The sequence below is a fragment of the Candidatus Eisenbacteria bacterium genome, from assembly GCA_016867715.1.
Classification (GTDB): domain Bacteria; phylum Orphanbacterota; class Orphanbacteria; order Orphanbacterales; family Orphanbacteraceae; genus VGIW01.
In genome coordinates this window covers 20,058-46,375 of record VGIW01000019.1, presented here as the reverse complement: position 1 = coordinate 46,375, position 26,318 = coordinate 20,058, and the positions used below count along the sequence as shown (strand labels likewise).

The window sequence follows — 26,318 nt, the reverse complement described above, 5'->3', positions numbered from 1 at the left end:
CCTCCGCACGATCATCGGCCCGATCCGGTTCGCGATCGGGACGGGAAGCCTCTTCCACGCCGCGACCGCCCACCGGAGGCGCGGGCTATCGGTGTTCTTCTCCGGCACCTCGCGGATCCGAAGAAGGGCGTAGTGCCAGAAACACGTTCTCGGCTCGGCCCCCCACTGAGCCTTGAACCGAAACGTCCCGCTCCCCGGCGTCGATCGGCCGAAATCGAAGACGGTCGCGCCGAGAGCCCGCGCTTCGCGAAGCGCCGTCCAGTAGAGAAGGTGGTTCGGGCAAAGGGAGAAGTAGCTCCGAAGCGAGGAGGCGCTCGGGACGACGGCGGTCTCCCCGTGCCGGAGAAGAAGGGCTCCGCCCACGGCTCGGCCGTCCCGCCGAACGAGGACGACCCGCGCACGCCCCTCGAAGCGCCGAAGGATGCTCAGGAAGAAGCGCTCCCCCCAGACAGGAACACCGAGATCCCGCATGTTTCGCGAGAAGACCCGGTAGAAAGGGCCGATCCCCTCTTCCCCCGCGATCTCCCCCACGAGTCCTTCTCTCTCCGCCTTGCGAATCTGGTTCCGCACCTTCGCGTCGAACGCCTTCCACATACTCTCCGGTTCGTCGAGCGGGAGGATGAGGACCGCCTTCGACCCGCGAACCGGCCGGGGTTCCGGAAGTTCCTTCAACGATCGAATCTCGACGTAGGAACAGCGTGTCTCGCGTCCCATCTCGACCGCTCGGCGAACGAGCGCATCCCTCGCCTGCTCGTCGGCCGCGAGAGGGCCGGCCGCGTCGAGCCACGGGAGCGACACGAGAGCCCTTCCGCCTACGATCCCCGCGACCCGGACGAGCGGGAGAACCCCGCGGATCGCGCCCGATTCCTCGGCGACGAGATGGCGCGGCTCGTGGCCAAGGCTCTCCGCGAGGATCTCCCGCCACTCCGCACGATGACCGAGCAGGCTCTCCCGGCGCTCGTCGACGAAACGGTTCCATGCCTCCTCCTCGCCGTGCTCGAGAAGGCGGACCTTCATCATTCGAGGACCTCGAGAACGCTGTAGTCCCGGGTCTCGCGCGAGTGCGTAAAGATGATCATCTCACCGATCAGGCCGATCGAGATCGTCTGCACGCCGAGGACCATGAGCAGGATGCCGAGGAGGAGAAGCGGGCGGCCGGCGATCCCTTGGTGGAGGAGGATGCGGACGAGGAAGAGATAGAGAATGATCAACACCCCGGGGAGGAGGAGAAGCATGCCGAGAAGCCCGAAGAACCGGAGCGGCTTCTTTGTGAAGCGCAGCAGAAAATAGAGCGTCAGGACATCGAGCATGCGGTGGACATAGGTCATCGGCTGGAAGCGGGCGCGCGCGCCGCCTGCCGGGCGCGGCCACTTTCCGGCAATGCCGATCTGCGCGACCCGATACCCGCGCCCCGCCGCCAAGATCGGAAGGAACCGGACCATCTCGCCGTAGAGGGCGATCTCTTCCGCCACCTCGCGTCGGAAGGCGCGCACGCCGCTCGCGAAATCGCGAAACGCGATTCCGGTCGCGCGGCGCGCCATGCCCCGGTAAATCGAAAGCGGGATGCGCTCGAAAAAGGAACCGGTCTGTCCGGAACGGCAGCCGACCACGAGGTCGGATCCCCGCCGGATCTCGGCAAGGAGCGAGAGGATCTCCTCCGCGGTGACCGGTGTTCCGGCAGGGATCGTGAGAAGCGTTGCGCCGCGCGCGTGCGGAAGCGCCGCGTCGAGGGCGACCGCTTCGCCGAAGCGCCGCGCGAGCCGCACGACGCGAACGGGAGCCGGCCCCTCGCCGAACGTCTCCTTCCACTCCGCGCCTCGCCCCGTCCCGTCGTCGAGGAGAAGTACCTCGTACTCCTCGCCGCGCATTCCCTCGTGGATCGACGAGAGGATCTCCCCGAGGCGGGCGGTCGCGTACGGAAGGTACACGAGAACCGAACAGCCGGCGCGCGCCGCGGGAATCGCCGATTCGTTCATCGTCCGGGCCCTCCGAGAACGCGCGCGAGCCTCTTCTCGCGGATGCCGGTCGCCGTGACGAGCTCCGCGAACCACCCGAGCGAGAGAAGGAAGAACGACAGGAAGAAGAGGAGAAACGTCGCGCCCGGCAGCACGATCGCCGGCGGGCCTTCCGGTTCAGCAAGATAGGCCGCCGCCGCCCATGCGCCGCATACGGTGCCTGAGACCGCGAACGGGAGGGCGAGAGCGCCGAACCAGCGGCGCGGGCGCGTCGAGAAGTGCAGGATCATCTGGAGCGCGAGGAGATCGACGAGCACCTTGCCGACGCGGGAGAGCCCGTACTTCGAACGCCCGGAACGGCGCGGATGGTGGCGCACGACCGTCTCCGTCATGCGCGCCCCGGAGAGAGAGGCGAGCGCGGGGAGGAAACGATGCGTCTCGGCGTAGAGCGGAAGCCGTTCGAACACGCTCCGGTCGTATGCCTTCAGCGTGCATCCGAAATCGTGGATCGGCACTCCCGAAAGATAGGCGATCAGTCGGTTGGCGGCGGCGGAAGGGAATCGGCGCGTCAGGAACGGCTCCTTCCGATCGCGCCGCCAGCCGCTCACGACCTCGTATCCCTCGTTCATCTTCTCGAGAAGAAGCGGGATGTCGCGCGGGTCATTCTGGAGATCCCCGTCGAGGGTGACGACCCGATCCCCCCTCGCGTAATCGAAGCCCGCGGCGAGCGCCGTTGTCTGCCCGAAGTTCCTGCGAAGTCGGACGACGCGCACCCTCGCGTCCTCGCGCCGGATCGCCGCGAGCGCCTCGTGCGTCCCGTCGATCGATCCGTCGTCCACGAAGACCATCTCCCATGTGAGCCCGAGCCGATCGAGAACCGGAACGGTCTCCGCGTGGAGAGCGCCGACGTTCTCCTTCTCGTTGTAGACCGGAACGAGAATCGAGAGGTCGACGGGACGGGCGGCTACAGGGACGGTCGGCACGGGTCGCTCCTCTTGTGGCGCAGGTTCTCGACTCCGATTCAGCGATCGGGCAAGGCTATTCCTTCCGGCGATAGCCGTAGTACTTGTAGTTGTAGTAGTATGGCAGGACACCCCTCGAGTTGTTGATAACGACGCCCGCGAGAGGGGCGTTCACGTCCCTCAGGATCTCCGTCCCCCGCGCGACCACTTCCCGCGGCGTCTTCCCCGCCATCACCACCAAGAGTATCGACGCGACGAGCGTGCTGAGGACCATCGTGTCGCTCACGGGAAGGAGAGGCGGAGAGTCGATGATCACGACCGGATAACGCCTCGACAGCTCCTCGAGGAAGCCGCGGAGAAGCGGAGGATCGAAGAGAGCGGATGGGGAACGCACCATTCGCCCGCTCGTCAGGATGTCCAGGTTGGGGAGGGGCGTGCTCTTCGGAAGCCGATCGAACGGCTCCGCCCCCTGGAGGAACTCGCTGACGCCTCCTTGCATCGGGAGACCGTAGAGGCGGTGGATGCGCGGGCGATGAAGATCCATGTCGACGAGAAGCACACGCCCTTCCTCGCTTCGCGCGATCGTGAGCGCGAGGAAAGCCGCGGTCGTCGTCTTCCCCTCTTCGTGCTTCGAGCTCGTCATCATCAGGGGAAAAACCGGCTTCTCCCCCATCCTATACTTGAGGCGTGAATAAAGTCTGCGAAACTCGATCGCGCTCGGCGCCTCGGGATCGTACCGGTCGAGGATCGGCACGCCGTTCCCGTTCATCGCGCAACCTCCTCGTTCACGATCCCCCCGCCCGCCTCGTTCTCCGGTTCCGCGCTCTCTTCGGCCACACCCGCCCGACTTCGGTAGAAGAGAAAGCCGACGAGAATCGCGACGAGGATCCCCCCTGCCCACCGCGCCACCGTTCCTCTTCTCCAGAAGCCCCCGCGCGTCCTGGGTTGGAAGCGGTATTCGATGAGCGGAATGGTCCCGAGAATCGGCACGCCGACGATCTCCTCCGCCTGGCGGACATCCTTCACGGAGGTATCGAAGTACTCGCCGAACATCATCCCCGCCGCCCCGAGCGCAAGGCCGATCAAGATCCCGAGGCCGATCACCTGCGGGCGGTTCGGGCTGGCCGGCTTCGCGGGCCATTGGGGAGCGCGGATCACCCGCACGCTGCGCATGAGCTGCTCGGTCTCGACCGCTTCGGAGATCTTCGCGGAGGTAGCTTGGCGAAGGAAGGAGTTGTAGATCCCCTCGTTGATGCGGACCTGCTCCTCGAGGAATGAGAGCTCCTGCGCCCGGCGACTCAAGACCGCGGGGCTGGGGCCCTGAACGGACGGCACGACGGTTTGCTGCTCGAGCGCCCCCCTCCGCGACGCAAGGGCGTCCAGAAGGATGCGGTCGCGGAGGACATCCCCGGCCAGTTCTTGCACGCGCGAGGGTTGGTTCAGAAGAAGAGAGCGCGCGAGGCGACGCCCGGCGTCCTCGATCTCGGCGCGCGCCTCCCCGATCCTCGTGTTGTGCGCGATCACGGTCGGATCGTTCCAGGACCGTTCGAGGAGGAGGAAGCCGAGCTGCTTCTCGAGCGACACCAGCTTCTCCGCGAGGAGCGAGACCGAAGGCATCGCGCCGTCCAAGAACGCATCGATGTTGAACCCGTACATTTGGGTCAACATCGCGCTCGACTCCTGCTCGCGCTCGGTGATGCGGAGGATCTCGTAGCCGGTCTCGTCCACGAGCCGGACCACCGCCGCGGCGTCGATTCGCGAGAAGGTCGGCTCGCTTCTCGAGAGCGGCTGAGAGGCGAGAAAACGGTCGAGATCCCGCCTCGCTTCGTCGAGCTTCGCCTTGTAGATCGTGATCTGCTCGTCGGTGAAGACGCTTGCCGCACGCAGGCGGCCGAGCTGTTCGTTCTGCACCATCTCGAGGAGCTTCGTGTTGATCAGGTTCGACATGCGGAAGAGGAGATCGCGATCGTTCCCCTTCATCGTGATCTGATAGATGTTCGATCCCGCCAGGTTGACCTCGATCATGCTCGCCAGCCACGTGGTGACATCCTGGCGGAAGATCTCCTCGGGCGATTTCGGGTCCCCGCTATCCGCCTTCTTCAGGGCGGCTCGCTCGAGACCGGCCGGATCGTTCAGGAAACCCATCTCTTCCGCCAGCTCGCCGAGGAAATCGGGAGAGCTGACCTTGATCCGCAGAAGGTTCGCCTCGATCCTCCGGTCCTCCTCGCGTCCGCGGGACGGGCTCGTGCCCGGAAGGAGATGGCGCTCCACCTCGCCGGTGAGCGGGGCGGCCGTCTCGAAGAGAAGAACCGACTCGATGGCGTAGATCTCCGGCATCCGCTCGACCACGACGAACGAGGTCGCGGTCGCGAGAACGAGCGGCACGAGAAGGTGCCACTTCCTCTTCGCGAGCGTCCCCTGAAAGGCCCGCGGATCGAAGGATTGCCGGGAGTCGTCCATCGCGTCCTTTCGATTCACTCAGCGGTTGTCCACCAGGCGGTCATAGAGATACACAAACGTGAGCACGGTCGAGACCATTCGAAGGCCGGCGCCGTACGAGTCGAAGAAGGTGCGGAGCCTCGTTTCGGAGTCTCGCGCCACCTCGATCGTATCCCCCGCCCGCAGGATCGGGTTCCCACGGAGATCGCCCCGCTTCGTGTAGTCCTCGATGTTCACCTCGGTCACCACGCGCTGGCCCGACTCGTCGCGGACGATCCGGACGCGGCCGCGATCACCGGTAGGCGTGATGCCCCCCGCGAGGAGGAGCGCTCCGACCAGGTTCTCGTTGGCGCCGACGAGGTACGTGCCCGGCCGCACGACTTCTCCGAACACGTACACGACCCGGTCGGCGAGGAAGTCGGCTCCAAGCACGCTCGTCCTTGGGATGTACACCGTGTCCCCCGGCTGCAGTCGCGGAAGGGCCTCTCGATCTCCGCCGAGAAGATAGGCGTTGAGGTCGATCGTGATCGTCCGCATCGATTCGCCCTCCCCGCGGAGGATTCGGACCTCGCTCAGGAAGGCGCTCGTCGTCGGCCCGCCCGCCTCCATGATCACCGTCCACAGATCGGGGATCTCTTGAAACGTGTAGCGCCCCGGCTGCCCGATCTCGCCGATCACGAAGATCTCCCGGCTGTTGAACTCGATCACCACGACCTCGACCTGCGAGATGTCTCTCTTGTAGAGGGAGTAGCGGTCGGTGAGGATCGCGGCGAGGGCGGAGGGCGTGTGGCCCGCCGCGCGGATCGATCCGACCAGCGGGAGCACAACCAGGCCGTCGATCCCGACCTCGACCTCCCGGTTGAGGGTCGGCTCCTGCCAAACCGAAACCCTCAGGAGGTCCCCCACGCCGATGGTGTACACGCGCTCCGTCTCGACCTGCGCGAAGCTCCCCCCGGCCGCGACGCCGAGGAGGAGGATCGCTCGAACGAAAGTTCTCGTCGTTCGGTTCATGATTATCCTTCCGGGCCGAACCGGGATCCCATCTCCCGGCTCCTTGTCCGCCTCAACGTACACCGCGCGGGGAGGGGTGTCAAGACGGATCCCGCCGTATCTCCTTGCTGTTACGCAACCTCCGCCTCTAGACCTGATGCTCGGAGCGGCCGCTCCCGGCCTCTTCATCCTCCCGAAACCGCTCGAGCCGGCCGCGCAGGGTGTTCCGGCTGATCCCGAGGAGACGCGACGCCCGGACCTGGTTCCCCTCGACCTTCTCCAAGGCGAGCCGGAGGAGAGCCTTCTCGAAATCGCGGATCATCCGGTCGTAGACGGAGCCGCGCTGCTCAATCGAGAGCGACCCGAACACCGGCTCGAGGACCGTTCGGAAGGCTCCCGCCAGGTCGCGGCTTCTCGCGCCCGGCCCCAGGCGGGTCCCGCCGTCCTTCCTTTCGAGATAGATCGGGAAGTCCTCGGGGATCAGCACCCCGGTCTTGTTCAGGAGGACCGCGGTCTGGATGTTGTTCTCCAGCTCGCGCACGTTTCCCGGCCAATCGAAGGTTCGGAGCAGCTCGGTCGCCTCCGGCGAGAGCCCGCGGACCGACTTCACCAGTTGATAGTTAAACTTTTGAATGAAGTACTCGGCGAGAAGGAGAACATCGTCTCCGCGCTCGCGGAGAGGCGGGAGGAAGATCGACACGACCTTCAGCCGATAGAAGAGATCGACCCGGAAGGTGCCCCTCTTCATGCACTCGACGAGGCTCTTGTTCGTGGCCGCAACCACGCGCGTGTCGGCGGAGATTGTCTCGCGTCCGCCCACCCTCTCGAAGCTTCTGTCCTGAAGGACTCGGAGCACCTTCGCCTGAATGCTGAGGCTCATGTCTCCGATCTCGTCGAGGAAGATCGTCCCGCCGTCGGCCTGTTCGAATTTCCCGGCTTTGCGCGCGACGGCGCCGGTGAACGCCCCGCGCTCGTATCCGAACAACTCGCTCTCGAGAAGCGTCTCGGGAATCGCGGCGCAGTTGACCGCGAGGAACGGCCCGTTCCGGCGCCGGCTGTTCCGATGGATCGCCTGGGCGACGAGCTCCTTTCCGGTTCCGCTCTCTCCCTGGATCAGGATCGCCGCATCGGACACCGCGACTTGCCCGATCCTTTTGTAGATCTCCACCATCTCCGGACTCTTCCCGATGAGGCGAGCCGCGGCGGCGCCGACCTCGACGCTCTCTCCCGGCGGGGAGCGCCGCGCCTCGGGTAGGCCGAGCTCGAGCGCCTTCTCGATCGCTTTGAGCGCCTTCTCCACATCGACCGGCTTCGGGAAATAGTCGTAGGCGCCGCCGCTCATCGCGTCGATGGCGTCTTGCGTGTTCTCGTGCTCGGTCACGATGATGACCGGAATGCGGGGATCGATTCCGCGGATCTCCGCGAGGACCTGCAGTCCGGACACGCCTCGAAGGGCGATTTCCGAGATCACGAGGTCGGGGCGCGACGCCGCGATCTCTCCAAGCGCCTCGCGCTCGTCGGCGTACGTGCGCACCTCGTAACCGCGTCTCTCGAGATCGTCTGAAAGCCGGAGGATCGACTCGCGCCTTCGATCGATGATCGTGATCTTCTTCAGTTGGGTGCCCTCCCCGCCGACCGCACGAGGGGAGGTGAGCAAACCTTGTACCGGCTTCTGCTCAGAAGCGGCGCATGGGAAGACGAGAGGAACACAGGTCCATCCGCGCCATCCGACGCCTTTCCTTGGAAGGGAACCGAGGGATCTTGCTGCGGGAAACGCTGCGTCTCGCGCGGGCTTCCGTCGCGTTCTGCGACAAAGCGGAGCAGTGGGCCCGCGCGCGAGAAGCAACCCGAGCTATCGCTTGCGAAAGGCCACGAACTTGCTTCCCGCGAAGTTCCAGAAGGTGGCGACGAAGATGCCGGCGAGGCTCGCGAGGTAGTAGCGGCGGCCCGCTCCGAGGCCGCCGTACTCCATGAGTAGGTGCATCGTGAGCAGGCGGAGCCCGAGGCCCGCGAGGCAGACCCCGACGAAGCTCGCGTACGACACACCCACGCCCCGCGCGCCCCCGGCACGGAACGTCCACCACCGGTTCATCGTGTAGGTCCAGCTCACCGCCACGGCGAAAGCGGGCACCGCCGCCGCGCGCGGATCCAGGCGAGCGATCTCCGTAAAGAGGGCGAGAACCGACGTATCGACGGCGAGCCCGGAAAGGCCCACAATGCAGAACTTGACGAACTGGCGGAGCCAGAGCCTCGGGCCGAGCAACCGGCGGAGCGAAGCGGTCGGGATCTTCATTCGGCGCGGCGCCTCCCGCGGGAGCTGGAGGCCGGGGACGGGCTCCTTCTTCGGCCGAACCGCCCGCGGCTCGCCCGCGGAGAACGGGCCTCCTCCCGGCGCCTACCGCACATACGCGATCTTCCCCGAGTGGACGACCTCGCCGTTCTTCTTCACGATAAAAAGGTAGATTCCTGATGCGATCGGGATCCTCTCCCCATTCCGAAGATCCCAGATCGGATCGGCGGCGTCCTCGGCCGCGGGACCGTCGAGAATTCGGATGAGATCGCCCGCGAGGCTGTAAATCGACAGATTCGCTCCCACCGGCACGCGCGCGAAACGGATCTCCCCCCCGGTCTCCTCTCCCTCCCGATAAGGATTCGGGTACGCAAGGACCGGAAGAAGCCTCTCCGGATCCCCAATCACCGGACGGTCGCTCCAGTCCTTCACGAACCGGATGAGCCCTCCTCCCCACGTCGCCATCCAGATCTCTTCCTCGTTCATGCTGTTGACCCGAACGAAGAACGAGGTGATCTCGTTCGAAGTGAGCCCGCTTCCTCTTCTCTGGTTGTTCGCGAGGGTGTAAGGCTCTAGCCACGTGTCGCCGTCGCGGAGAAGAACGCCCACCCCGCCGCCGAACGTGCCGGCCCACGTGTTCCCCAGGCGGTCGAAGGCGATCGCGCGCACCCGGTTGTCAGGGAGCCCACCGCCCGTGTTCTGAGCGGTGTAGACCTTCCATTGGCGGGAGAGGGGATCGTAGCGGACCATCCCGCCCTGCGTGCCGAACCAGACGATTCCCGCGGGATCCACGCGGACGGTGTAGATGAGGTTCGAGGGGAACGGCGAGCTCGGAGCGTTGTAGCGCGTGCACAGGTCGTCCGTTCGGTTCGTCAGCGTGCCTCGGTAGTCGATGGCGACCGCGTAGGCTTTCTCGGTCGCGCACCAGATCCTTCCGTCCTTTCCGATCGATACGTCCAGCGCGGACACCGGAAGCGATGGCCCTTCGTTCCCGAAGCACCCGTTCTCGTGGGACCAGCCGCCCCAAGCGGTCTCATTTTCCGCCGAATCGAGCGCGGCGACTCCCTCGGAGGTCACCGCGATCCATTTTGTGTTGTCGGGGCCGACCTCGATGTTGTAGACGGCGCGGGTCTGCTCGGCGAAATCGGGCGCGTTGATCGAGAAGTACTTAATGTCGCTTGCGGCGACCACCGCGCCGACGTTCGCGCCGATCTTGAGGAGAGTCCCTTGCGGGACGATCCCTCCTGCGCGGACGCCGAACCAACGATTCCCCAGGCTGTCGATCGCGACGCTCGACACCGAGGAGTGCTGCGAACCGAGCGCTTGCCCGACGGAGGTCCACGTGAGCTGGTCGTACACGAGCATACGGTTGCCGGGCGAGTTGTTCGGCCCCTCGAGGTTCCCGACCAGCGGGCACCAGACGAGGCCGCTTCGATCGACCGCAACGTCCGCGAGATGATTGAGAGGGATCGTGCCGCGCTGCGTGTATTCCTTCCAGCCATCCGCGGTCGGAACCCACCGGAACAGCCATCGCTGGTTGTTGGCGAGCCAGATATCTCCTTGACGGTCGACGAAGACCTTCATGGCGTCTTCCGGGTCGCCCATCTCGGTTCCGGTGTCCCTTCTCGTCTTGCGCGCAACCTTGCGGTACGGGCCGTTGTCCGTTGCGAACCAGGGGATGTCCGTTCCCGAGGAGTCCTCGAACGCGATCGCTCGGATTCGCCGATTCTGGAGAAGGAGAAACTCGGAGGGGATTCTCACCTCTCCGTTTTCGACTCGGAAGACACCCCGCGACGTCCCCCCCCAGATCCGAGCGCTCCGGTCGACCGCGAGGGCGAGCACTTCCGGAACCGGAAGGGAATCCGTCTCCACCGTGTAGTTCCGAACCGTCCCCGCGCTGTACACGGAAAGGCCGAGGTTCGTCCCGAGCCAGATCTTCCCTTCGGTCGAGAGAATCGCGTGGATGTCGTCCGAGACGATCCCCTCCTTCTCCTGGGAGAGAACGATCCTCCGCGCGCGGTTCTCGAAGAGGGTCGCTCCGCTCTCGGTCCCGATCCAAACGGAGTCCCCTGCGGCGTGGATCGTGTTCACCTTCTTTCCGCGATTCAGTCGCAGTCCTTCGAAGGACGAGACGAGGGACCAGTTCCCCGCCGAGTCGAGAAGCGAGACGCCCAAGTCGGGATCCCCGTGCCCGAACCACTTGTTCCCCCGGCGGTCGACGGCGACGCATGGAACGTTGACGCTCGCGAGGCCGTCCAGCGGGAGAATCGGACTGAGCTCGCCGGTTTGGACCTCGAGCCTGAGCACCCCTCCGGCCGTTGCGAGATACACGTACCGGTCGTCGCGCGCGAGATCGTATCCGTTCCGCTGGTTGACGTGCACGTCCCACACGTCCTCCGCTCCGGCGCGGAGAGGGAGAAGGACGAGCGACCACCCGAGAAGGATCCATTTAATCATCAAAAGTTTCTCCTCCTCCTCGCGCCGAACGGAGCATCTCGCGGAGCACGATGTGGAGGTCCAGCCCCACCGACCAGTGCTGGAGATAGTACAGGTTCAGCCCGACCGGATCCCGGAACGGAACCCAAGGATACCCCGCGACGGCCGCCGACGTCCAGAGACCGGGACGCATCGTCGCGACGAGCCGCTGCCACTCGTCGAGAAAGCGTCCCTTCTCCGCCTCGCCGACGCTTGGACCGATGAACGAGAGCCGGCCGGCGAGAACCGAGAAAAGGGCCGGATAGAACGCCGCGAAAGGGAGGGCGCGGTAGAAGCCGCGAAGCGTCGATCGGATCATCCCTCGTTCTTCCGGTCCGGGCACGCGGAGCTTCCGCACGCGCACCTTCGCGCCGCGGATGTGGGGCCGCGTCTCCACGGCGAAGACCGGCCGGGCGCCCGCGAGCCCCGCCGAGAAGAGGAGCAGAAAGAGGGGAAGGCCGAGGACGATCCCCGCGAACGCGAAGAGGAGGTCGAACAGGCGCTTCCGCCCCGGGCGGTAGCGGACCAGGCTCCGCCGCTCGAACCGGAGCATCGGAAGGTTCAGGAACTCCTCCGCCTCCCCGCGGGAGATCGTGATCGCCGCGAGATCCGAGACGACGCGCACCGACACCGGCGCGTCCGCGAGCGCGAGCAGAAGTCGCGACACGAGCGGAAGGGGGTCGCGGCTCCCCGCGCAGAACACGTCCGTCACCCGGTGCCTCCGCACGAGCCGCGGAAGATCCTCGGTCGTCCCGAGGAAGCCCTTCCCGCTGAAAGTCTCGTCCGGCTCCGTCACGAACCCGACCACGTCGTATCCGAGCGCGGGAAACGCCCGCATCTGCTCGGCGAGGCTCCGCGCCAAATCGTTCGATCCGACGACGATCGCGCGGCGAAGATCATACGCGTTCCGCCGGAGGGCCCGGTACATCGCGTGAAGGGCGACGCGCCCGAGCGGAAGAAGCACGACGAGCAGGAGAAAGAAGATCGTGACGAGAAAGCGCGAATAGATCCGCGCCTGCACGAGGAAGGTCGCCGCTGTCGCCACCAAGTACGCGATGCCGGCCGCTCGGAGCGCTCGAAGAAACATATCGACGAAGAGACCGGCGCCGACCGGGCGGTCGGTCTCGCGGTAGAAGCCGGTGGCCGCGAGGCTGAGCAGGGTGGTCAGGTTGACGAAGAGGAGAAAGGTCCCGTACGTCGCGATCGGGAAAACCGGTTTCGTGAAGACCTCCCCGAGGAAGACGCGGATCCCGTAGGCGGCGAAGAAGGAAAGGTTCACGACGAGGATGTCGGCCGCGGCGTGGAGGATGAAGCGCGCCCAATGACGCCTCGTCTTCAGGCGGTACCACGACTGGCTCCACTTGTCGAAGAAACGGAACATGCTGCCGACGTGGGACGCCTTCTGCCGCGTGAGAAGGCCGCGGGCCGATTCCCGCCGGTGGTGATGCTCCATCACCGCGTCCGCAACGTAGACTACTCGCCACCCGTGCGCTTTCATGCGGTAGCACCAATCCACGTCCTCGAAGTAGAGGAAGAAACGCTCGTCCATCAGGCCGACGTCGTCGACTGCGCTTCGTCGAACGAGAAGACATGCGCCGAGCATCCAATCGACATCGCGCGTCGTCCGGTGATCCCAGTCGAGCATGAGATGCTCGCGGAGAGCGCCCGCGTTCGGGAAGATCTTTCCGAGCGGCGTCCGCCGAAAGAGGATCGTCTTCCATGTGTAGAAGCTCCGGCTCGAGTATTGGAGCGACCCGTCCGGGTTCAGCAGCTTCGCCCCCGCGACGCCTACGTCCGGGTTCTCGATCGCGTACTCCAGAAGGCGGTCGAGGCTCCCCGGGCGCGCGCGGATATCCGGGTTGAGGACGAGACAGAACTCCCCCTTCGAGGCGCGGATTCCCTCGTTGACCCCCTTCGAATAGCCAAGGTTCTTCTCGTTGGCGAGGATCCGCACCCGCGGGAAGAGCCGCGCGATCTCATCGGCGCTTCCGTCCGTGGATGCGTTGTCGACGACGAGGACTTCCGTCTCGTATGCGGAAGGGTTCGTCTGGAGAGACCGGAGCGCCTCCACGAGAAGCTCGCGCGTGTTATAGCTTACGAAGATGATCGAGAGCCAAACCTTCCGTTCGGCGTCCGGCCCGCTCATCCTTTTCTCCCGACACGGAAGAGACTCCCGAAACGAAGACGCCAGACCATCCAGACCGCTTCCCAGATGATTCGCTTGGACATCTTCGAGGTCCCGGAATGGCGATCGACGAACACGATCGGGATCTCCCGAATGAGGAAGCCCTTCTTCCAGCACCGGAAGTTGATCTCGATCTGGAACGAATAGCCGTCGGATCGCGCCGATTCGAAATCGATCGCCTCGAGAACTTCACTCCGGAAGCACTTGAAACCGCCGGTCGCGTCTCGAATCGGCATCCCCGTGATGATCCGCGTGTAGACATTCGCCCCGTACGAAAGGATGAGCCGCGACATCGGCCAGTTGATCACGTTCACGCCCCGCACGTAGCGCGATCCAATCACGACGTCCGCCGTCCGCGCGAGCTGGAGGAAGTCGGGGAGATACTTGGGATCGTGCGAGAGGTCGGCGTCCATTTCGACCACGAGCCGCGCGCCCAGATCGAGCGCCTCGCGGAACCCCTTCACGTACGCGGAGCCGAGCCCCATCTTCCCCGGACGCTCGCGAAGGTGGACCCTCGGGTTTTTCGCAGCGAGCTCTTTCACGACGGCGCCGGTCCCGTCGGGGGAGTTGTCGTCCACCACGAGGACCTCGATCGTTTCGCCGATCGCGAGGATCTCCGGAAGGAGCTTTCGGATGTTCTCCCTCTCGTTGTATGTCGGAATCACGACGATTGTCTTCGCGTCCGAACTAGGCGCCATCTCCCCCTCCCTTCCGCCGCCTCGCGATGGTGAAGAGGGCGCCGGCGACGAGAAAGGCGGCCGCCGCGCCGCTCACGGCGACCGCGGCCCGCAAGGGATCGGAATGAAACTCGAGCGTCACCTCGCGCTCCCCCGCCGGAACGGGGATCGCTTGGAAGGCGTAGTGCGCGCGGAGGAGCCGGGCCTCGCTTCCGTCGACCCGCGCGCGCCAATACGGCAGCCACGGGTTCGCAACGAAGAGGAGCGACGGCCGCGCCGCCGTCACCCGCAGTCGAAGGCGGTTGGGGGTGTACGCGATCCAGACGGCCGGCGGCGGCTCTCCCCCCGATTCCCCGGAGTCCGGAGCGAAGCCGGGGTCCTCCTCGAGAAGGATCGTCCTGCGCGGCGCGAAATCCGGATCCTTCATGCGCACGATCATTCGGGAACGATCGACGATCTCGAAGCTCTCGGCCAAGAACGCGCGCGGTAGGACCTGCAGGTTTCGATAGAGGGCGCGCTCTCCCTCGGTCGTCTCCTGAACGAACGACGGATGCCGGAGTCCCGCGCCGGAGACGATATACTTCACGTTTAGAAGGTTGAGAACATTCGGACTCTGGAGGTTCTCCGGAGAGGAGACCTCGTCGTACCACCGGATCCGGTTATCGAAGAACCCTCGCGCTCCTTCGATCCCGAAAATCGAGAAGTAGTTGTCGTGGAGGTTCGGGATCGTGGAAAGCGCCCGGAAAACCTCCGGATCGCTCTTCATGCGCCGGATGAGCGCGTCCTCGCGGACGTAATCCTCGAGCGGGACCGCCTTGACGAAATCGCGCGAAGTCCGCGCGTTCGCGGCGAAAACGAGGAGAACCGTCGCCGCAGCGGTCCATTCGAGAGCCCAGCGCTTCTTCCTCGCCCCCTCCGCGACCGCGATGAACAGGCCCCCGATGAGAAGGCTCGCGAGAATGCCCGCTTGCGCGTTCGGGATGTTGCGCACGGCCGTTCGAAGATTCTCCGCGGAGATGTTTTTGTGAAAGACCGACGACCACGCGCGGAAGAAGCCCTCACCCGATGAAACGAAGAGAAGGAGAAGAAGGAGAAGCGCCCCGGCCGCCGCGAACCCGATGCGAATCCTGCGAAGGTCGCGTCCCTGCCAATAGGCGTCGAGCACCCGAACGGCGATCCACGAGGCGGCAAACGAGAACAAGAAGAGGATCGTGCTCGGCGCGCGGAAGAACTTCGGCACGAGATGATAGATGATCCGGAAGAACGGCGTCTCCGCGCCGAGCGCGTAGATGAACGACGCGAGGAGGACGATGTACCAGAAGAGAAGACCGCGGTCTCGACGGAGGAGGAAGAGCCCTGCCGCCACGAGGAGCATCGCGACGAACCCGGGGGATTCGCAGTTCAGCTTGAACGGGTTCTTCCCCCAGTAGTCATCCAGGTAGTGCCCGAATTCCGGCACGACGAGCGAGACCGCCTCCTCCCAGTGAATCGACCAGGAGGTGGCGAACTCGTAGGTGACACCCCCCGCGCGCGGAGAAAAGCGGCTCGTGTAGCGGTAAGCAGGATAGGTTTGGACGGCGCCGAGAGCCGCGCCGAGAAGCGCCGCTCCCGCGAAGAGGAGAGCCGCGCGAACGACCCGGCGCTTCTCCCCCCGTTTCCAGGCGGAGACGCCTTCCCAGATGAAGAGGAAGCCGAAGGCGCCGCAGGCGAAGAAGGCGAGCTGGAGATGTGCTGTCAGGATGAGGAGGCCCACGACGAGAGCGAAGAGAAGACCGTCCTCGAAGCGCGCGCGCCGGATCAGACGGTCGAGGGCGAAGAAGCCGAAGGGGAGAAGCGAGGCGACGAAGAGCTTTCCGTCGTGCCCCGCGTAGATGAGCGAGATGAGGTACGGGGCGAACATGTACGACGCCCCGCCGGCGAGAGCGGCGGCCCGCGAAGCCTCGCGCCCCCGCGCGAAGAGATAGAAGAACCACCCCGCAAGGAAGATGTGGATCACGAGCTTCAGGCCGAGCGCCCGGTGCACGGGAAGGATGAACTGGAGAAGGGTCGTCGGGTAGAACATCTCCCCCCCGACGAGCCCGTCCACCATCGGGATCCCGCCCATGATGTACGGATTCCAGAGCGGAAACGACCCGGTCGAGCGAAGAAGATCGGCGTAGACCTTCCTGGCCGCGTATCCCATCGGAAGCGTGTCCGTCCCAAAAAGCATTTTACTTGTGAAAAGAAAGCCGGCGAAGAAGAGGACGGTGAGGATCGCGTAGAGGAGGGGCGCCGCGCGGTCCCACCCCGGGTCGCCGAGCCGCGCCGCGGGAGGAATCGCCCGGGTCTTCTTCGTTTCATCGCGCCGGGGTTTGTTCATGCGCGTTTTCACCGAGCTCCTCCTCCGAGGCGCCATCCGACCGCGGCCGACCCGACTTCCCCCACGACGATCCAGAGCCGCGCGACGAGCGCGAGGAGAACCGGGAGCGGCGCCGCGAGATGCATCGAGAGACAATAGGCGAAGGATGCTTCGCGGACCCCGAGCCCGCCGGGGGCGAAGAGGCTGAGAAACCCGAGCGACCACGCGACGGCCGCCGACCCCGCGATGAAGAGAATCCGTCCCGGCGCGCCGAGCGCGATCTCCGCCGAAGCGCCATCCATGCGGATGCCGCGGAGAAGGAAGTCGATCCCGGCGCCGTAGAGGATCCAGCTCCCCGCGTAGCGCGCCGTGTTCCACGCAAGGCCGCTCCACGTAAGCCGAACCGGGGGAACTTCCCGGCGGAGCGCGCGCGCGGCGAGGCCAAGAAGAAGCGCGAAGATCTTTGGGTGCACGAGAAGCGCGAGGAGAACCACCGCGATCGGGATCCACACAAGCTCGCCTCGCGCGGGGGACGGCCACAAGGGAAGTGACACGAGAAAGACCGCGCCGGCCGAGAGAAGGACGAGAAGGATCTCGAGAAGCGTGCTCGCCGTGGCCGGAACGATGCCGAGCCCCGACTCGCGGCTCAGGTAGAGCCGTCCCATCGCGTACCAGACCTTTCCGGGAACGTACTTGCCCATCTGCGAAAGAAACCAAACGCGGCAGGCCCCGCGGAAGGAGATCTCCCCACCCACGGACCTCGCGAGCCCCGCCCAGATCCACGCGACGAACGGAAAGTAGAGGGCGAGCACGGCGAACGAGGCTGCGATCCACCAACCGTTCACGTTCCAATCATAGACGCCCGCCTCGCGCCAGCTTCTCGCGAGGAGCCTCGCAAGAAAGAAGAGAATCGCCGCGACGAGCGCCGACGAGAGAAGCACGCGGAGGATGCTGAACCGGCTAGGCCGTTCCATCTCGCCACCATCGGGCGATCGCGTCCGCGATCCTCCCCGACGCCTTTCCGTCGCCGTACGGGTTGTGCCGGCGCGCCATCGCATCGTACTCCTCGTCGGAATCGAGAAGACGCGAAGCCTCTCTCACGATCCGCTCGCGATCGGTTCCGACGAGAAGCACCGTCCCCGCCTCGACCGCCTCAGGTCTCTCCGTCTTCTCGCGAATCACGAGAACCGGCTTGCCGAGCGAGGGCGCCTCCTCCTGCACGCCGCCCGAATCGGTGATGAGAAGGCGGCATGCGTTCATGAGACGCACGAACCGGACATAGTCGAGCGGTTCGAGAAGGTGGATGCGCGCGCGTCCCCGGAGGAGCGCGTCGGTCGTCTTCCGCACGTTCGGGTTCGGGTGCACGGGATAGATCACCTCGACATCGTCGTAGCGCTCGACGAGATCGCGAAGCGCCCAAGCGATCGACTCGAGCGGCGCGCCCCAGTTCTCGCGGCGGTGGCTCGTCACCACGATCCATCGCCGCGACGGATCCGGCCCCTCGGGAAGCCGCTCGCTCTCCGGCCCCTTCTTCTCCAGAATGCGGAAGAGCGCGTCGATCACGGTGTTTCCCGTCACGCGGATCCGGCGTTCCGGGATCCCCTCGGCGAGAAGCGCCCCCCTCGCCCTCTCCGTCGGAGCGAAGTGGAGGTCCGCGAGGGACGAGGTGAGCCTTCGGTTGATCTCCTCCGGAAACGGGTTCCTCTTGTCGTCGGTGCGAAGACCGGCCTCCACGTGGCCGACCGCGATGCCGAGGTAATAGGCCGACAGCGCGCCGATGAAGGTCGTGGTCGTGTCTCCCTGCACGAGAACGAGGTCCGGGCTTTCCTTCCGGTAGACCGACTCGAGCCCCGGAAGGAGACGCGCGCTCGTCTCGAAGAGCGATTGGCCGGGGCGCATGATATCGAGGTCGTGGTCCGGCTCGATGCCGAAGAGGGCGAGAACTTCGTCCGACATCTCCCGATGCTGCGCGGTGAGAACCGTGCGGACCGAACCCTCCGCTCGCGCGCGGAGCTCGAGCACGACCGGCGCCATCTTGATCGCCTCGGGTCTCGTCCCGATCACCGCGAGAACCCGCGGCCCTTCACGCGCCATGCCTCGCCTCCCGAAGACGCCGGTAGAGCGCCTCGTGGCGATCGACGAACGACGACAGGCTCCAGCGCTCGACGACGCGCCGCCTCCCCTCCGCTCCCTGCGCGGCCCGCTCCTCGCGGGGGCGGCGAAGAAGCGCGACCAACTTCTCCGCGAGGTCGTCCGGGTCGCCGCTCCGAAAGAGCGTCCCGCACGTCTCGTCGATGATCTCGGGGAGACCGCCAACCCTCGAGGCCGCGACCGGCCGCTCGCACGCCATCGCCTCGAGAGCGGAGAGCGAGGTCGCCTCGACGAGCGACGGGACCACCACCGCGTCCGCCGACGAGAGAAGCGGCGGCAGATCCCGGTTCGCAACCCCACCGAGAAAGTGGACGCACTCCCGGATTCCGTGGCGCGCCGTCCGCTCCTCGAGATCGCGCTGCTCCGGCCCGATCCCCGCAAGATACAGGTCACACGGGATCTTTTCCAGTATCGCGGGGAGCGCGTCGATCAGGTAGCGAACGCCGTTCTTCGGAACGAACCGCCGCGTCGCGACGAGAACCGCCCGCCCTTCCCGCCGAGGAACCGACGGCGACACCGGCCGGAAGAGATCCGTGTCGATCCCGTTCACCACCTCCTCGATCGGTTTCGACGGGACGACCCGTCGGCCCGCGTCCGCGAGCTCCACGCTCGTCGCCAAGAAGAAATCGGCGGGGGCGAAGAGCAGACGGAAGACGGCTCGCCAGATCGGCTTCTTCACCATCCGAAGGAAATGCGAGCAGTGCAGGGTGACGACGAGCGGGGTTCCTCGGAGAAGACGGACCGGGAGAAGCGGCAGGACCGCCTGAAAGGTATGGGCATGAAGAACCTCCGCGTCCCACCCGTGCCGGATCGCGACGGGGAGCGAGAGAACCGCGTTCGCCGTCCATCCGAAGAAATGCCGTCCCGGGATCGGCGTCCGCCGCACGGTGAGGTTTCCGAGCCGCTCGAGAGCCGGAGCGTCCCGCTCCGTTCGGGAGGCGGCCACCGTCACTTGGTGCCCGCGCGCGGCGAGCCCGACGCATAGGTTGAACACGTGGTTCTCGATCCCTCCCAATCGGGGCGGGTAGTAGATCGACTGGACAAAGATCCTCACGGCGCATTCTCCGGCAGGAGCCGGAGCACATAGGTGTCCGGCTCGGAAAGATGGAACACGACCTCGAAGCGGCCTCGATGCTCTTCGATCGCCGGGATGAGATAGCGGGGTGTCGTTCCCGAGAGAGGAGCGACCACCACGTAATCCGCCCGATCGGCGAGCATCTTCTCGAAGACCGCCCGGCGATCCTCGGACCAGAGGTACGCCGCCGCGCGCCGCCCCGACCAGACATAGAAGAGCCCCGGCTTTCGGCAGACGAAGACGCTCTCCTCGGGCGTGTTCTCCCTCGCCCAGAGCGCCGCCCCGTGGTAGTTCCGCCACGCGGGCGGATATGCCGAAGCGCCCCTCTCCTTCGCATTCGCGTAGACGTTCGATCCGAGAAGGAGGACGACCCCAAGGAACGCCGCCGGTCGCGCCGCCGCCGGCGCCGCCGCGAGAACCCGCGCTCCCGCAAAGAGCGCGTAGAAGAGAAGGAGCGGAAGAACCGGGAGAAGGAATCGGATGCTCCCCCAGACCTCCGGCCAGAGGAGGCACACGCCGAGATAGAGAACGGTATAGCCCTCAAGGATGCCGGCGGCCTTTCGGATCCTCGCGGCAAGACCCGCGAGGGCGGCGAGCGATGCGGCGAGCGCGATCGCGCGGCCAGCCGCGGACTCCCTTGCCTTCCCTCCCGCGTACGCTCCCGCCGCGATCCCCCGGCCAATCTCGTAGGTCCCGTACGTTTCAAGGTTCCCCGCGAGGCGCGCGCTCACGAACGTGCCGAAGTCGAGCTTCCCCGCATCCGGATCGTACGGGTTCTTGACCAAAAATTGATTCATGTATGCGCTTCCGCCGACCCTTTGGTTCCGGACGGACCACGGGACGGCCGCGGCGACGGCGATGAGCGCGAAAACCACCGCGGCGCGGGGGCGCCGTCCGAGAAGGAGGGCGAGGAAGACGGCGCCGAGAAGAGCAACTCCCGCGCTCCGCGTGAAGTACGCCGCGATCGCCGCTGCCGCCGCTCCGACCGGGAAGAGGCGCCCTCCCCTCTCCTCCCATCGGAGAAAGAGCAAGAGAGCGAGAAGCGCGAGAAAGAGAAACGGGGTCTCGGAGAGGATGAGCTGCCCGAAATCGAGAAGAAAGGGGTTCGTCGCGTAGAGAAGCGAGCCGGCCGCGGCGACTCCGGGCGTCGCGACGCGAAGAAGGAGCATGGCGAAGAAGGACGCGGACGCGCACCCGAGAAGAATCCCGACGATCTTTGGGAGGAGGATCGAGTCCGGCGCCGCGCGATGAAGAAGAGCGAGGAGGGCCGGGAAGAGGAACGGGTACTTCGTGTGGGGGGTCGGCTCCGCCTCGTTGATGTTCGTCATTCCTTTCCCCTCGGCGATCGCGCGGCCGAGGATGAGGAACTCGGCGTCGTCTCCGTTCATCGAGAGCTTCGGGTCGAAGCGCGCGAGGCTTCCGCCAAGGAAGAGAATCGCCGCTCCCACCGGAAGCCAGCGGAGGACCCGGGCTCCGCGGAGAAGTCGGACGGAACCCGCTTCCTTTCTTGGGGGCTTCCGCCGCGTCAAAGCCGGATCTTCCTTTCCACCGAGTAGTCCCGCGCTTGCGAGGCCCGATGGCTCGCGATCATCTCCGCGAGAAGCCCGGTCGAGAGGAATTGCATCCCCATGATGACGAGGAGCACGCCGAGGGAAAGAAGAGGAACGCGGCCCTGGATGTTCCCGAAGCGAAGCTTCAGCGTCACGAGATAGAGCGAGATCAAGAAGCCGACGAGCCCGAGCGCGGCCCCCACGAACCCGAAGAGGTGGAGCGGCTTCGGCGTGAACTTCGTGAGGAGCATCACGGTGAGGAGATCGAGAAAACCCGAGAGGAATCGCCGCGGCCCGTACTTCGAGCGCCCGTGCTTCCTCGGATGGTGCGTGACCTCGATTTCGCCGATGCGGAAACCCTTCCAGGCGGCGAGGGCCGGAATGTAGCGGTGCAGCTCGCCGTACACCTCGATCTCGCGGACCGCCTCGCCTCGATACGCCTTCAGGCCGCAGTTGAAGTCATGGATCGGAATGCCTGTAACCAAGGCAGTTACCTTGTTGAAGAACCACGAGGGAACGGTCTTGCTCCACGGGTCCCGCCGCTTCTTCTTCCACCCGGAGACGACGTCGAACCCCTCGTCGATCTTTGCGAGAAGCCGGGGGATCTCCGCCGGGTCGTCTTGGAGGTCGGCGTCCATCGTCACCACGATTCGTCCGCGCACCTCGCGGAAGCCGGCGGAAAGTGCCGCCGCCTTGCCGAAGTTGTTCCGGAAGCGGAGCGCCCGCACGCGCTCGTCCGCCGCCGCCATCTCCTCGATGACGCCGAAGGATCCGTCGCGCGAACCGTCGTCGACGAAGAGGATCTCGCCCGAGTACGCGTGTCGGTCGAGCACCTCGGAGATTCTCGCCTTCAGCTCCCGAAGGGAGGCCGCCTCGTTGAAGAGCGGAACGACGACCGAGACATCCACCTCTTCTCCCATCGCGCGGTCGGGACCTTCCATCCTCGTTTCTCCCTCGGTCGCGGACGGCATCATCCGGTCCTTCCTCAGTGCCCGCGGGGCTGGAGGCCGTCGAGGGCTTCCTTCACGTCCCGGTCCCGCGGGTTCAGACGGTTCGCGATCTCGAGCAGACGCTTCGCCTCCACGGGTTGCCCGAGGTCCGCGTAGATCTCGCCGAGCTTGTAATAGTAGTAAGGCCTCTGCGGCCGAATGTCGATCGCCTTTCGAATCGACCGGACCGCCTCCTCCCGGCGCCCCAGCTCATTGTACATGAACCCGACGAGGTAATGGCCGTCCGCGTTCCCCGGCTTCTCCTGCGTGAACTCCTGGAGAAGCGCGAGGGCTTCCGCCCATTTCATCTGCGAGGCGACCTCGACCGCCCGCTCGAAGAGCGAGACCTCGCACGAATGGATGCGCGCGCCGTCCACCTCCTCCGGCAAGCGGAAGATCCCCATCGTGTCCGAATACCGGCAGCGGAGCGGGTAGGAGAGGACCATGTCCCATTTCGCGAAGATCTCCGGGTACTTCTCCTTGATCTCCGCGTGATCCCCCTGGCTCACGATCACGACGTGGCTGATGCCGTGCTTGCGGAAGACGTCGGTCTCGCCGATCTCCCCGAAGTACGCATAGACCGGCAGACGGTTGTCGAGCCCGAGCGTGGGCGCGTAGCTTCCCATGAGGCGGGCCCCCGGGGGGAGCCAGTCGGCGAGGTCCCTCGAGGCGTCGCGGAGGTAGTACGTCCGGTTCGCCGCCCACGCGACCCAGTTGTTGGCGTTCACGGCGAGCGTCAGGAGAACCAGAGCGAGCGCGAGCCGGCGCCCGGTTCTCGGGGAGAAGGACGCTCGCCAAGGCTTCTCCGCGCCGCGCCAGAAAAGACCCGCGAGAAGGAGGAGCGTCAGGATCGCCGAAAGGACCGAGCAGAAGAAGACCAGCTCGCTGAACTGTTCCCTTCGAACGAAGAGACCGTAGATCCCGATCCCCCACGCCGAGTTCCTCAAGACCTGAAGGATCGGCGTCCCAACCGCCGAGAGGGGCTGGTAGAGCGCGAAGAAGAGAAGCGCGGCGAACACGATCCTCCCTCCCACACTCCGGGGCATCTTCCACGCGAGCGTTCCCCCTCGAGCAAGGGCGCCGAGGGTCATCGCCGCGAGCCCGAGAAGGGGGAAATGAAGCGCGGTGAGATAACGGGGAGCCGGCATGCGGATCAGCGAGAGGGCGATCCAACCCATAACCACCCAAAGCGCGAGGAGAACGATCGCCGGCTTCTCCTCCCTCCAACCGGCGCGTCCCTTGGCGAGGAGGGCGGCGAAACCGACGAAGCCGAGCGAGCAGGGGATCGGCTCTCTCTGGAACATCTTCGTGTAGGTTCCCATGCCGACCACGTTCTGAAGCCACTCTTTGAAAAAGCCGAACAGGCCGCCCAGGTGCTTCTGATACGACTCATGCGCGAGGTGCGAGAAGATGTGCTTCGCGTGAGGGGCGAAGAGAACGGCAATCCAGAGGAGCGCGGCCGCCCCCATCCCGAGAAGCGGAAGACGAGAGCCCGGCCGTTCCCCTTTCTCGCGCCGCCGCATGATCCACAGGGCCGCGAGGAGAACGAGAGGGAAGTAGTACGCGTGCGCCTTGCCGAAGAAGGGAGCGGCGGCCGCGAAGAAGCCGCTCGCCGCCGGGCGCCATCTCCCTCTTTCGGCGGTGCAGAAGTAGTAGAAGGACAGAGAGAGGAGAAGGATCATCGCCGGCTCGGCGAGAGGGATTCGTTGAAACATGATGAGGAAATAGCTGAACGACGCGACGAGCAGCCAGAGAAGCGCGAGCGGTCTTCCGAGCGCCGCCGCGAGCCCCGCTCCCATCACCAAGAGCGAGAGGACGGCGAAGAGGGTGTTCGTGAAGGCCGCTTGCCAACGCCCGACCCCCGCGGCGCGGAAGACCGGATACGCGGCGAGGTTCGAGAGGGGGAAGAGAAGGATGTCTTTCGTGTAATCGACGAACCATGAACCAGAGATGACCTTGCTCCTCGCGTTGTGAACGACGACCGCCCCGTCGGTGAACGGGCCCTGGCTCCAGGAGAGCGTGTCGGGCGGATCGGCCGAGAGAAACGCCGCGCGCAGTCCCCACCCGACCGCGAGAATCCCCGCGACGAGAAGGATGTACCGCTCCGTCCGTTCCCACGGAGACGGCGCCGCCGCCCGCTTCCGTTCCGTCTTCCGATCCGCGGTCGCCATCTCACTTCTCCTCTTTCGCTTCCTCGATCTCCGTGCGGAGAAGCGCGAGAGCTTGCGCCAACTCCCGGTTCTGCCGCGAGAGGCGCGAGACGATGATCGAGAAGTGAAGTATCAGGAGGAGCACGAACCCGAAGGCGACGAGAAAGAGAGCCGACGGCGGATAGAAGATGCCGAGCGCCGCCGCGAGGAGGTCGAGAACGCCCCTCCAAAGCGAAAGAAGGAGGAGAACCCCCGCCGTCAGGATCCAGAGGAGGCTGAACTCCTCCGCGAGCCTCCCCTTCCGAACGAGCTCGAGGATGACAAGAAGGAGCGCCAGCGAACCGAGAACGGACACGGTCTGGACTTGGCTGAACATCGCGACTCTACTCCTCCGCCCTCGGCGGCCGCCGCACGGTTCCCATCACGAGGGCGAGAAAAACCTTGAAGATATAAAACAATCCGCGGAGGGCGGTGATCGACGAGTGGCCACCCCCTCTCTCGCGAAGACGCGCCGCGACCTCCCGCACGTGAAAGCCGGCGCGGCAAAGAAGGAGGATCGCCTCCGGCTCCGGGTAGTCGCTCGGGTAATGGCGTGCGAAGAACTCGATCACCCGGCGGTTCGCCGCGCGGAAGCCGCTCGTCGTGTCGCGGAACCGCTTCCCCGTGAGGAGCGTGACGACCGCTCCGAAGAAGACGATCCCAAGGCGCCGAAGGGCCGGCGCGCGGTACGAACCCCGATCGAGGAAGCGGGATCCCACCGCGAGGTCCGCCCCCTCCTCCAGCGCGCCAAGGAGGACCGGGATTTCCGAAGGGATGTGTTGGCCGTCCCCGTCGACCTGGACGGCGGCGCGAAAACCTCGGGCGGCGGCATAGCGGTATCCGGTCTGCATCGCCGCCCCGATCCCGAGATTGACAGGAAGATCGACGACGCGCGCGCCCGCGCGCCGCGCCTCCTGGCCGGTCCGATCGGCCGACCCGTCGTTCAGAACGACGACCGCCGCTTCGGGAAGCGCCTCGTAAACTTCTCGGACCACCCGGCCGACCGTTTCCTCCTCGTTGAAGGCGGGAACGAGAACGACGATCCCCTTCCCCCTTCCGCTCACCGCGTTTCCCCCCGCAGGGCGGCCGCAATCCAGAAGCTCCAGACCCCGGCCGCGAGGCCTCCTCCGCGCGCGAAGGCCCGCGCGAGCCGAACCGGGAAGAAGAAGAGAAGCGAAGGCCCTCCGCGGCGCGCCATGCGGACCGTCGCCCCGAGCGCCGCGAGAAGGAGAAAGAGGAGCGCGATCGCCGCGGCGAGGCGCGCGGGCGCGGTCCGCGCGAACGGAAGAAGGAGAACCGCCGCGAGGGCGGCCGGCGGCTCGAGGAAGTCGACGAGACCGCTGTAATCGTCCCCCCGCATCCGCTCCGGATGATCGCGGTAGAGCTTCATCCTCCAATACCCGTGCCGGGCCTGCTCGAGAAGATACCGTCCGAGACGCTCCGGGTGAACGTGACGCACGCGCGCCTCGGGATCGAAGAGAAGGCGGTAACCGCGCTTCCGGATCCGATAGGAGAGGTCGTTGTCCTCGCCGCTCGCTCGGCGGTAGGATTCGTCGAAGCCGCCCGTCTCCTCGAGCACGCGCCTTCTCACCGCCAGGTTGTACGACCCGAGGAACCGGACGTTCCTCTTCATGCGGCGATGGCGGAGCGCGATCTCCTCTTGGACGCAGCGCGCGAGGAGCGATTCCGGGTTCGCGATGTCGTACGATCCCCCCGCCGCTCCCGCGCGTTCCTCGCCGAGGAGATTCACGAGACGCGCCGCCCAGTCCGCGCAGGGGATGCAGTCCGCGTCGGTGAAGAGGATCGTCTCCCCCCCCGCCGCGCGCCATCCTGCGTTCCGCGCCGCCGCGGGCCCCCGGTTCTCCTGACAAACGACCCGCGCTCCCGCCCCTTCCGCCTCCTCCGCCGTTCGGTCGGAGGAGCCGTCGTCCACGACGACGACCTCGGGCGCTGGAGAGATCCCATCCTGCGCGAGGGACGCGCGTACGGCCCGGCCGACGCGCCCGGCCGCGTTCCACGCGGGGATCACGACGGAAACGCTTCGGCCATCCAT

The 26,318-nt window shown here is 65.9% G+C and carries 21 protein-coding genes; all 21 read right to left on the bottom strand.

Features of this window, described 5'->3' with window-relative positions; all coding sequences use genetic code 11:
- Positions 1 to 1,020: FemAB family PEP-CTERM system-associated protein (locus FJY73_05610; protein MBM3320137.1), on the bottom strand; the 1,020-nt coding region annotated here is incomplete at its 3' end.
- Positions 1,017 to 1,976, bottom strand: a complete 960-nt coding sequence (locus tag FJY73_05605; protein ID MBM3320136.1) for a glycosyltransferase — start codon at positions 1,974 to 1,976, stop codon at positions 1,017 to 1,019. The genes FJY73_05605 and FJY73_05610, both read right to left, overlap by 4 nt.
- Entirely contained in the window at positions 1,973 to 2,938 is a 966-nt protein-coding gene (locus FJY73_05600) for a glycosyltransferase family 2 protein (protein MBM3320135.1), read from the bottom strand. Before FJY73_05600 ends, FJY73_05605 begins: the two co-directional genes overlap by 4 nt.
- A gap of 55 nt (positions 2,939 to 2,993) precedes the next feature.
- The gene (locus FJY73_05595; protein MBM3320134.1) at positions 2,994 to 3,686 is read right to left on the bottom strand and encodes a CpsD/CapB family tyrosine-protein kinase; all 693 of its coding nucleotides are present in this window, start codon (positions 3,684 to 3,686) and stop codon (positions 2,994 to 2,996) included.
- Positions 3,683 to 5,377: a hypothetical protein gene (locus FJY73_05590; GenBank protein ID MBM3320133.1), complete on the bottom strand. Its 1,695-nt coding sequence runs from the start codon at positions 5,375 to 5,377 to the stop codon at positions 3,683 to 3,685. Before FJY73_05590 ends, FJY73_05595 begins: the two co-directional genes overlap by 4 nt.
- 18 nt (positions 5,378 to 5,395) lie before the next feature.
- Positions 5,396 to 6,367 (bottom strand): polysaccharide biosynthesis/export family protein, encoded by a 972-nt coding sequence (locus FJY73_05585; protein ID MBM3320132.1) that lies wholly within the window; start codon positions 6,365 to 6,367, stop codon positions 5,396 to 5,398.
- 127 nt (positions 6,368 to 6,494) lie between these two features.
- A complete protein-coding gene (locus tag FJY73_05580; protein ID MBM3320131.1) occupies positions 6,495 to 8,003 on the bottom strand; it encodes a sigma-54-dependent Fis family transcriptional regulator in 1,509 nt (502 codons plus the stop codon).
- A 195-nt stretch (positions 8,004 to 8,198) separates the two neighbouring features.
- Positions 8,199 to 8,639 carry a GtrA family protein gene (locus tag FJY73_05575; GenBank protein ID MBM3320130.1) on the bottom strand — a complete coding sequence of 147 codons (441 nt, stop codon included), beginning with the start codon at positions 8,637 to 8,639 and terminating at the stop codon, positions 8,199 to 8,201.
- A 102-nt stretch (positions 8,640 to 8,741) separates the two neighbouring features.
- Complete coding sequence (locus tag FJY73_05570; GenBank protein MBM3320129.1) at positions 8,742 to 11,093, bottom strand: hypothetical protein; 2,352 nt, start codon at positions 11,091 to 11,093, stop codon at positions 8,742 to 8,744.
- Complete coding sequence (locus FJY73_05565; GenBank protein ID MBM3320128.1) at positions 11,086 to 13,257, bottom strand: glycosyltransferase; 2,172 nt, start codon at positions 13,255 to 13,257, stop codon at positions 11,086 to 11,088. The genes FJY73_05570 and FJY73_05565 overlap by 8 nt, the downstream gene beginning before the upstream one ends.
- Positions 13,254 to 13,994 carry a polyprenol monophosphomannose synthase gene (locus FJY73_05560; GenBank protein ID MBM3320127.1) on the bottom strand — a complete coding sequence of 247 codons (741 nt, stop codon included), beginning with the start codon at positions 13,992 to 13,994 and terminating at the stop codon, positions 13,254 to 13,256. Before FJY73_05560 ends, FJY73_05565 begins: the two co-directional genes overlap by 4 nt.
- Positions 13,984 to 16,344 (bottom strand): hypothetical protein, encoded by a 2,361-nt coding sequence (locus FJY73_05555; protein MBM3320126.1) that lies wholly within the window; start codon positions 16,342 to 16,344, stop codon positions 13,984 to 13,986. Before FJY73_05555 ends, FJY73_05560 begins: the two co-directional genes overlap by 11 nt.
- The gene (locus FJY73_05550; GenBank protein ID MBM3320125.1) at positions 16,341 to 17,285 is read right to left on the bottom strand and encodes a flippase-like domain-containing protein; all 945 of its coding nucleotides are present in this window, start codon (positions 17,283 to 17,285) and stop codon (positions 16,341 to 16,343) included. Before FJY73_05550 ends, FJY73_05555 begins: the two co-directional genes overlap by 4 nt.
- Positions 17,272 to 18,405, bottom strand: coding sequence for a UDP-N-acetylglucosamine 2-epimerase (non-hydrolyzing) (gene wecB, locus FJY73_05545; protein MBM3320124.1), 1,134 nt, complete (start codon positions 18,403 to 18,405; stop codon positions 17,272 to 17,274). Before wecB ends, FJY73_05550 begins: the two co-directional genes overlap by 14 nt.
- Entirely contained in the window at positions 18,395 to 19,516 is a 1,122-nt protein-coding gene (locus FJY73_05540) for a glycosyltransferase family 4 protein (protein MBM3320123.1), read from the bottom strand. Before FJY73_05540 ends, wecB begins: the two co-directional genes overlap by 11 nt.
- Positions 19,513 to 21,066 (bottom strand): glycosyltransferase family 39 protein, encoded by a 1,554-nt coding sequence (locus FJY73_05535; GenBank protein ID MBM3320122.1) that lies wholly within the window; start codon positions 21,064 to 21,066, stop codon positions 19,513 to 19,515. Before FJY73_05535 ends, FJY73_05540 begins: the two co-directional genes overlap by 4 nt.
- Positions 21,063 to 21,995 (bottom strand): glycosyltransferase family 2 protein, encoded by a 933-nt coding sequence (locus FJY73_05530; protein MBM3320121.1) that lies wholly within the window; start codon positions 21,993 to 21,995, stop codon positions 21,063 to 21,065. The genes FJY73_05535 and FJY73_05530 overlap by 4 nt, the downstream gene beginning before the upstream one ends.
- 77 nt (positions 21,996 to 22,072) lie before the next feature.
- Complete coding sequence (locus FJY73_05525; protein ID MBM3320120.1) at positions 22,073 to 24,247, bottom strand: tetratricopeptide repeat protein; 2,175 nt, start codon at positions 24,245 to 24,247, stop codon at positions 22,073 to 22,075.
- Between the two features lies 1 nt (position 24,248).
- Complete coding sequence (locus FJY73_05520; GenBank protein ID MBM3320119.1) at positions 24,249 to 24,602, bottom strand: DUF2304 domain-containing protein; 354 nt, start codon at positions 24,600 to 24,602, stop codon at positions 24,249 to 24,251.
- A gap of 7 nt (positions 24,603 to 24,609) precedes the next feature.
- Positions 24,610 to 25,329 (bottom strand): glycosyltransferase family 2 protein, encoded by a 720-nt coding sequence (locus tag FJY73_05515; protein MBM3320118.1) that lies wholly within the window; start codon positions 25,327 to 25,329, stop codon positions 24,610 to 24,612.
- Positions 25,326 to 26,318, bottom strand: coding sequence for a glycosyltransferase (locus FJY73_05510; protein ID MBM3320117.1), 993 nt, complete (start codon positions 26,316 to 26,318; stop codon positions 25,326 to 25,328). The genes FJY73_05515 and FJY73_05510 overlap by 4 nt, the downstream gene beginning before the upstream one ends.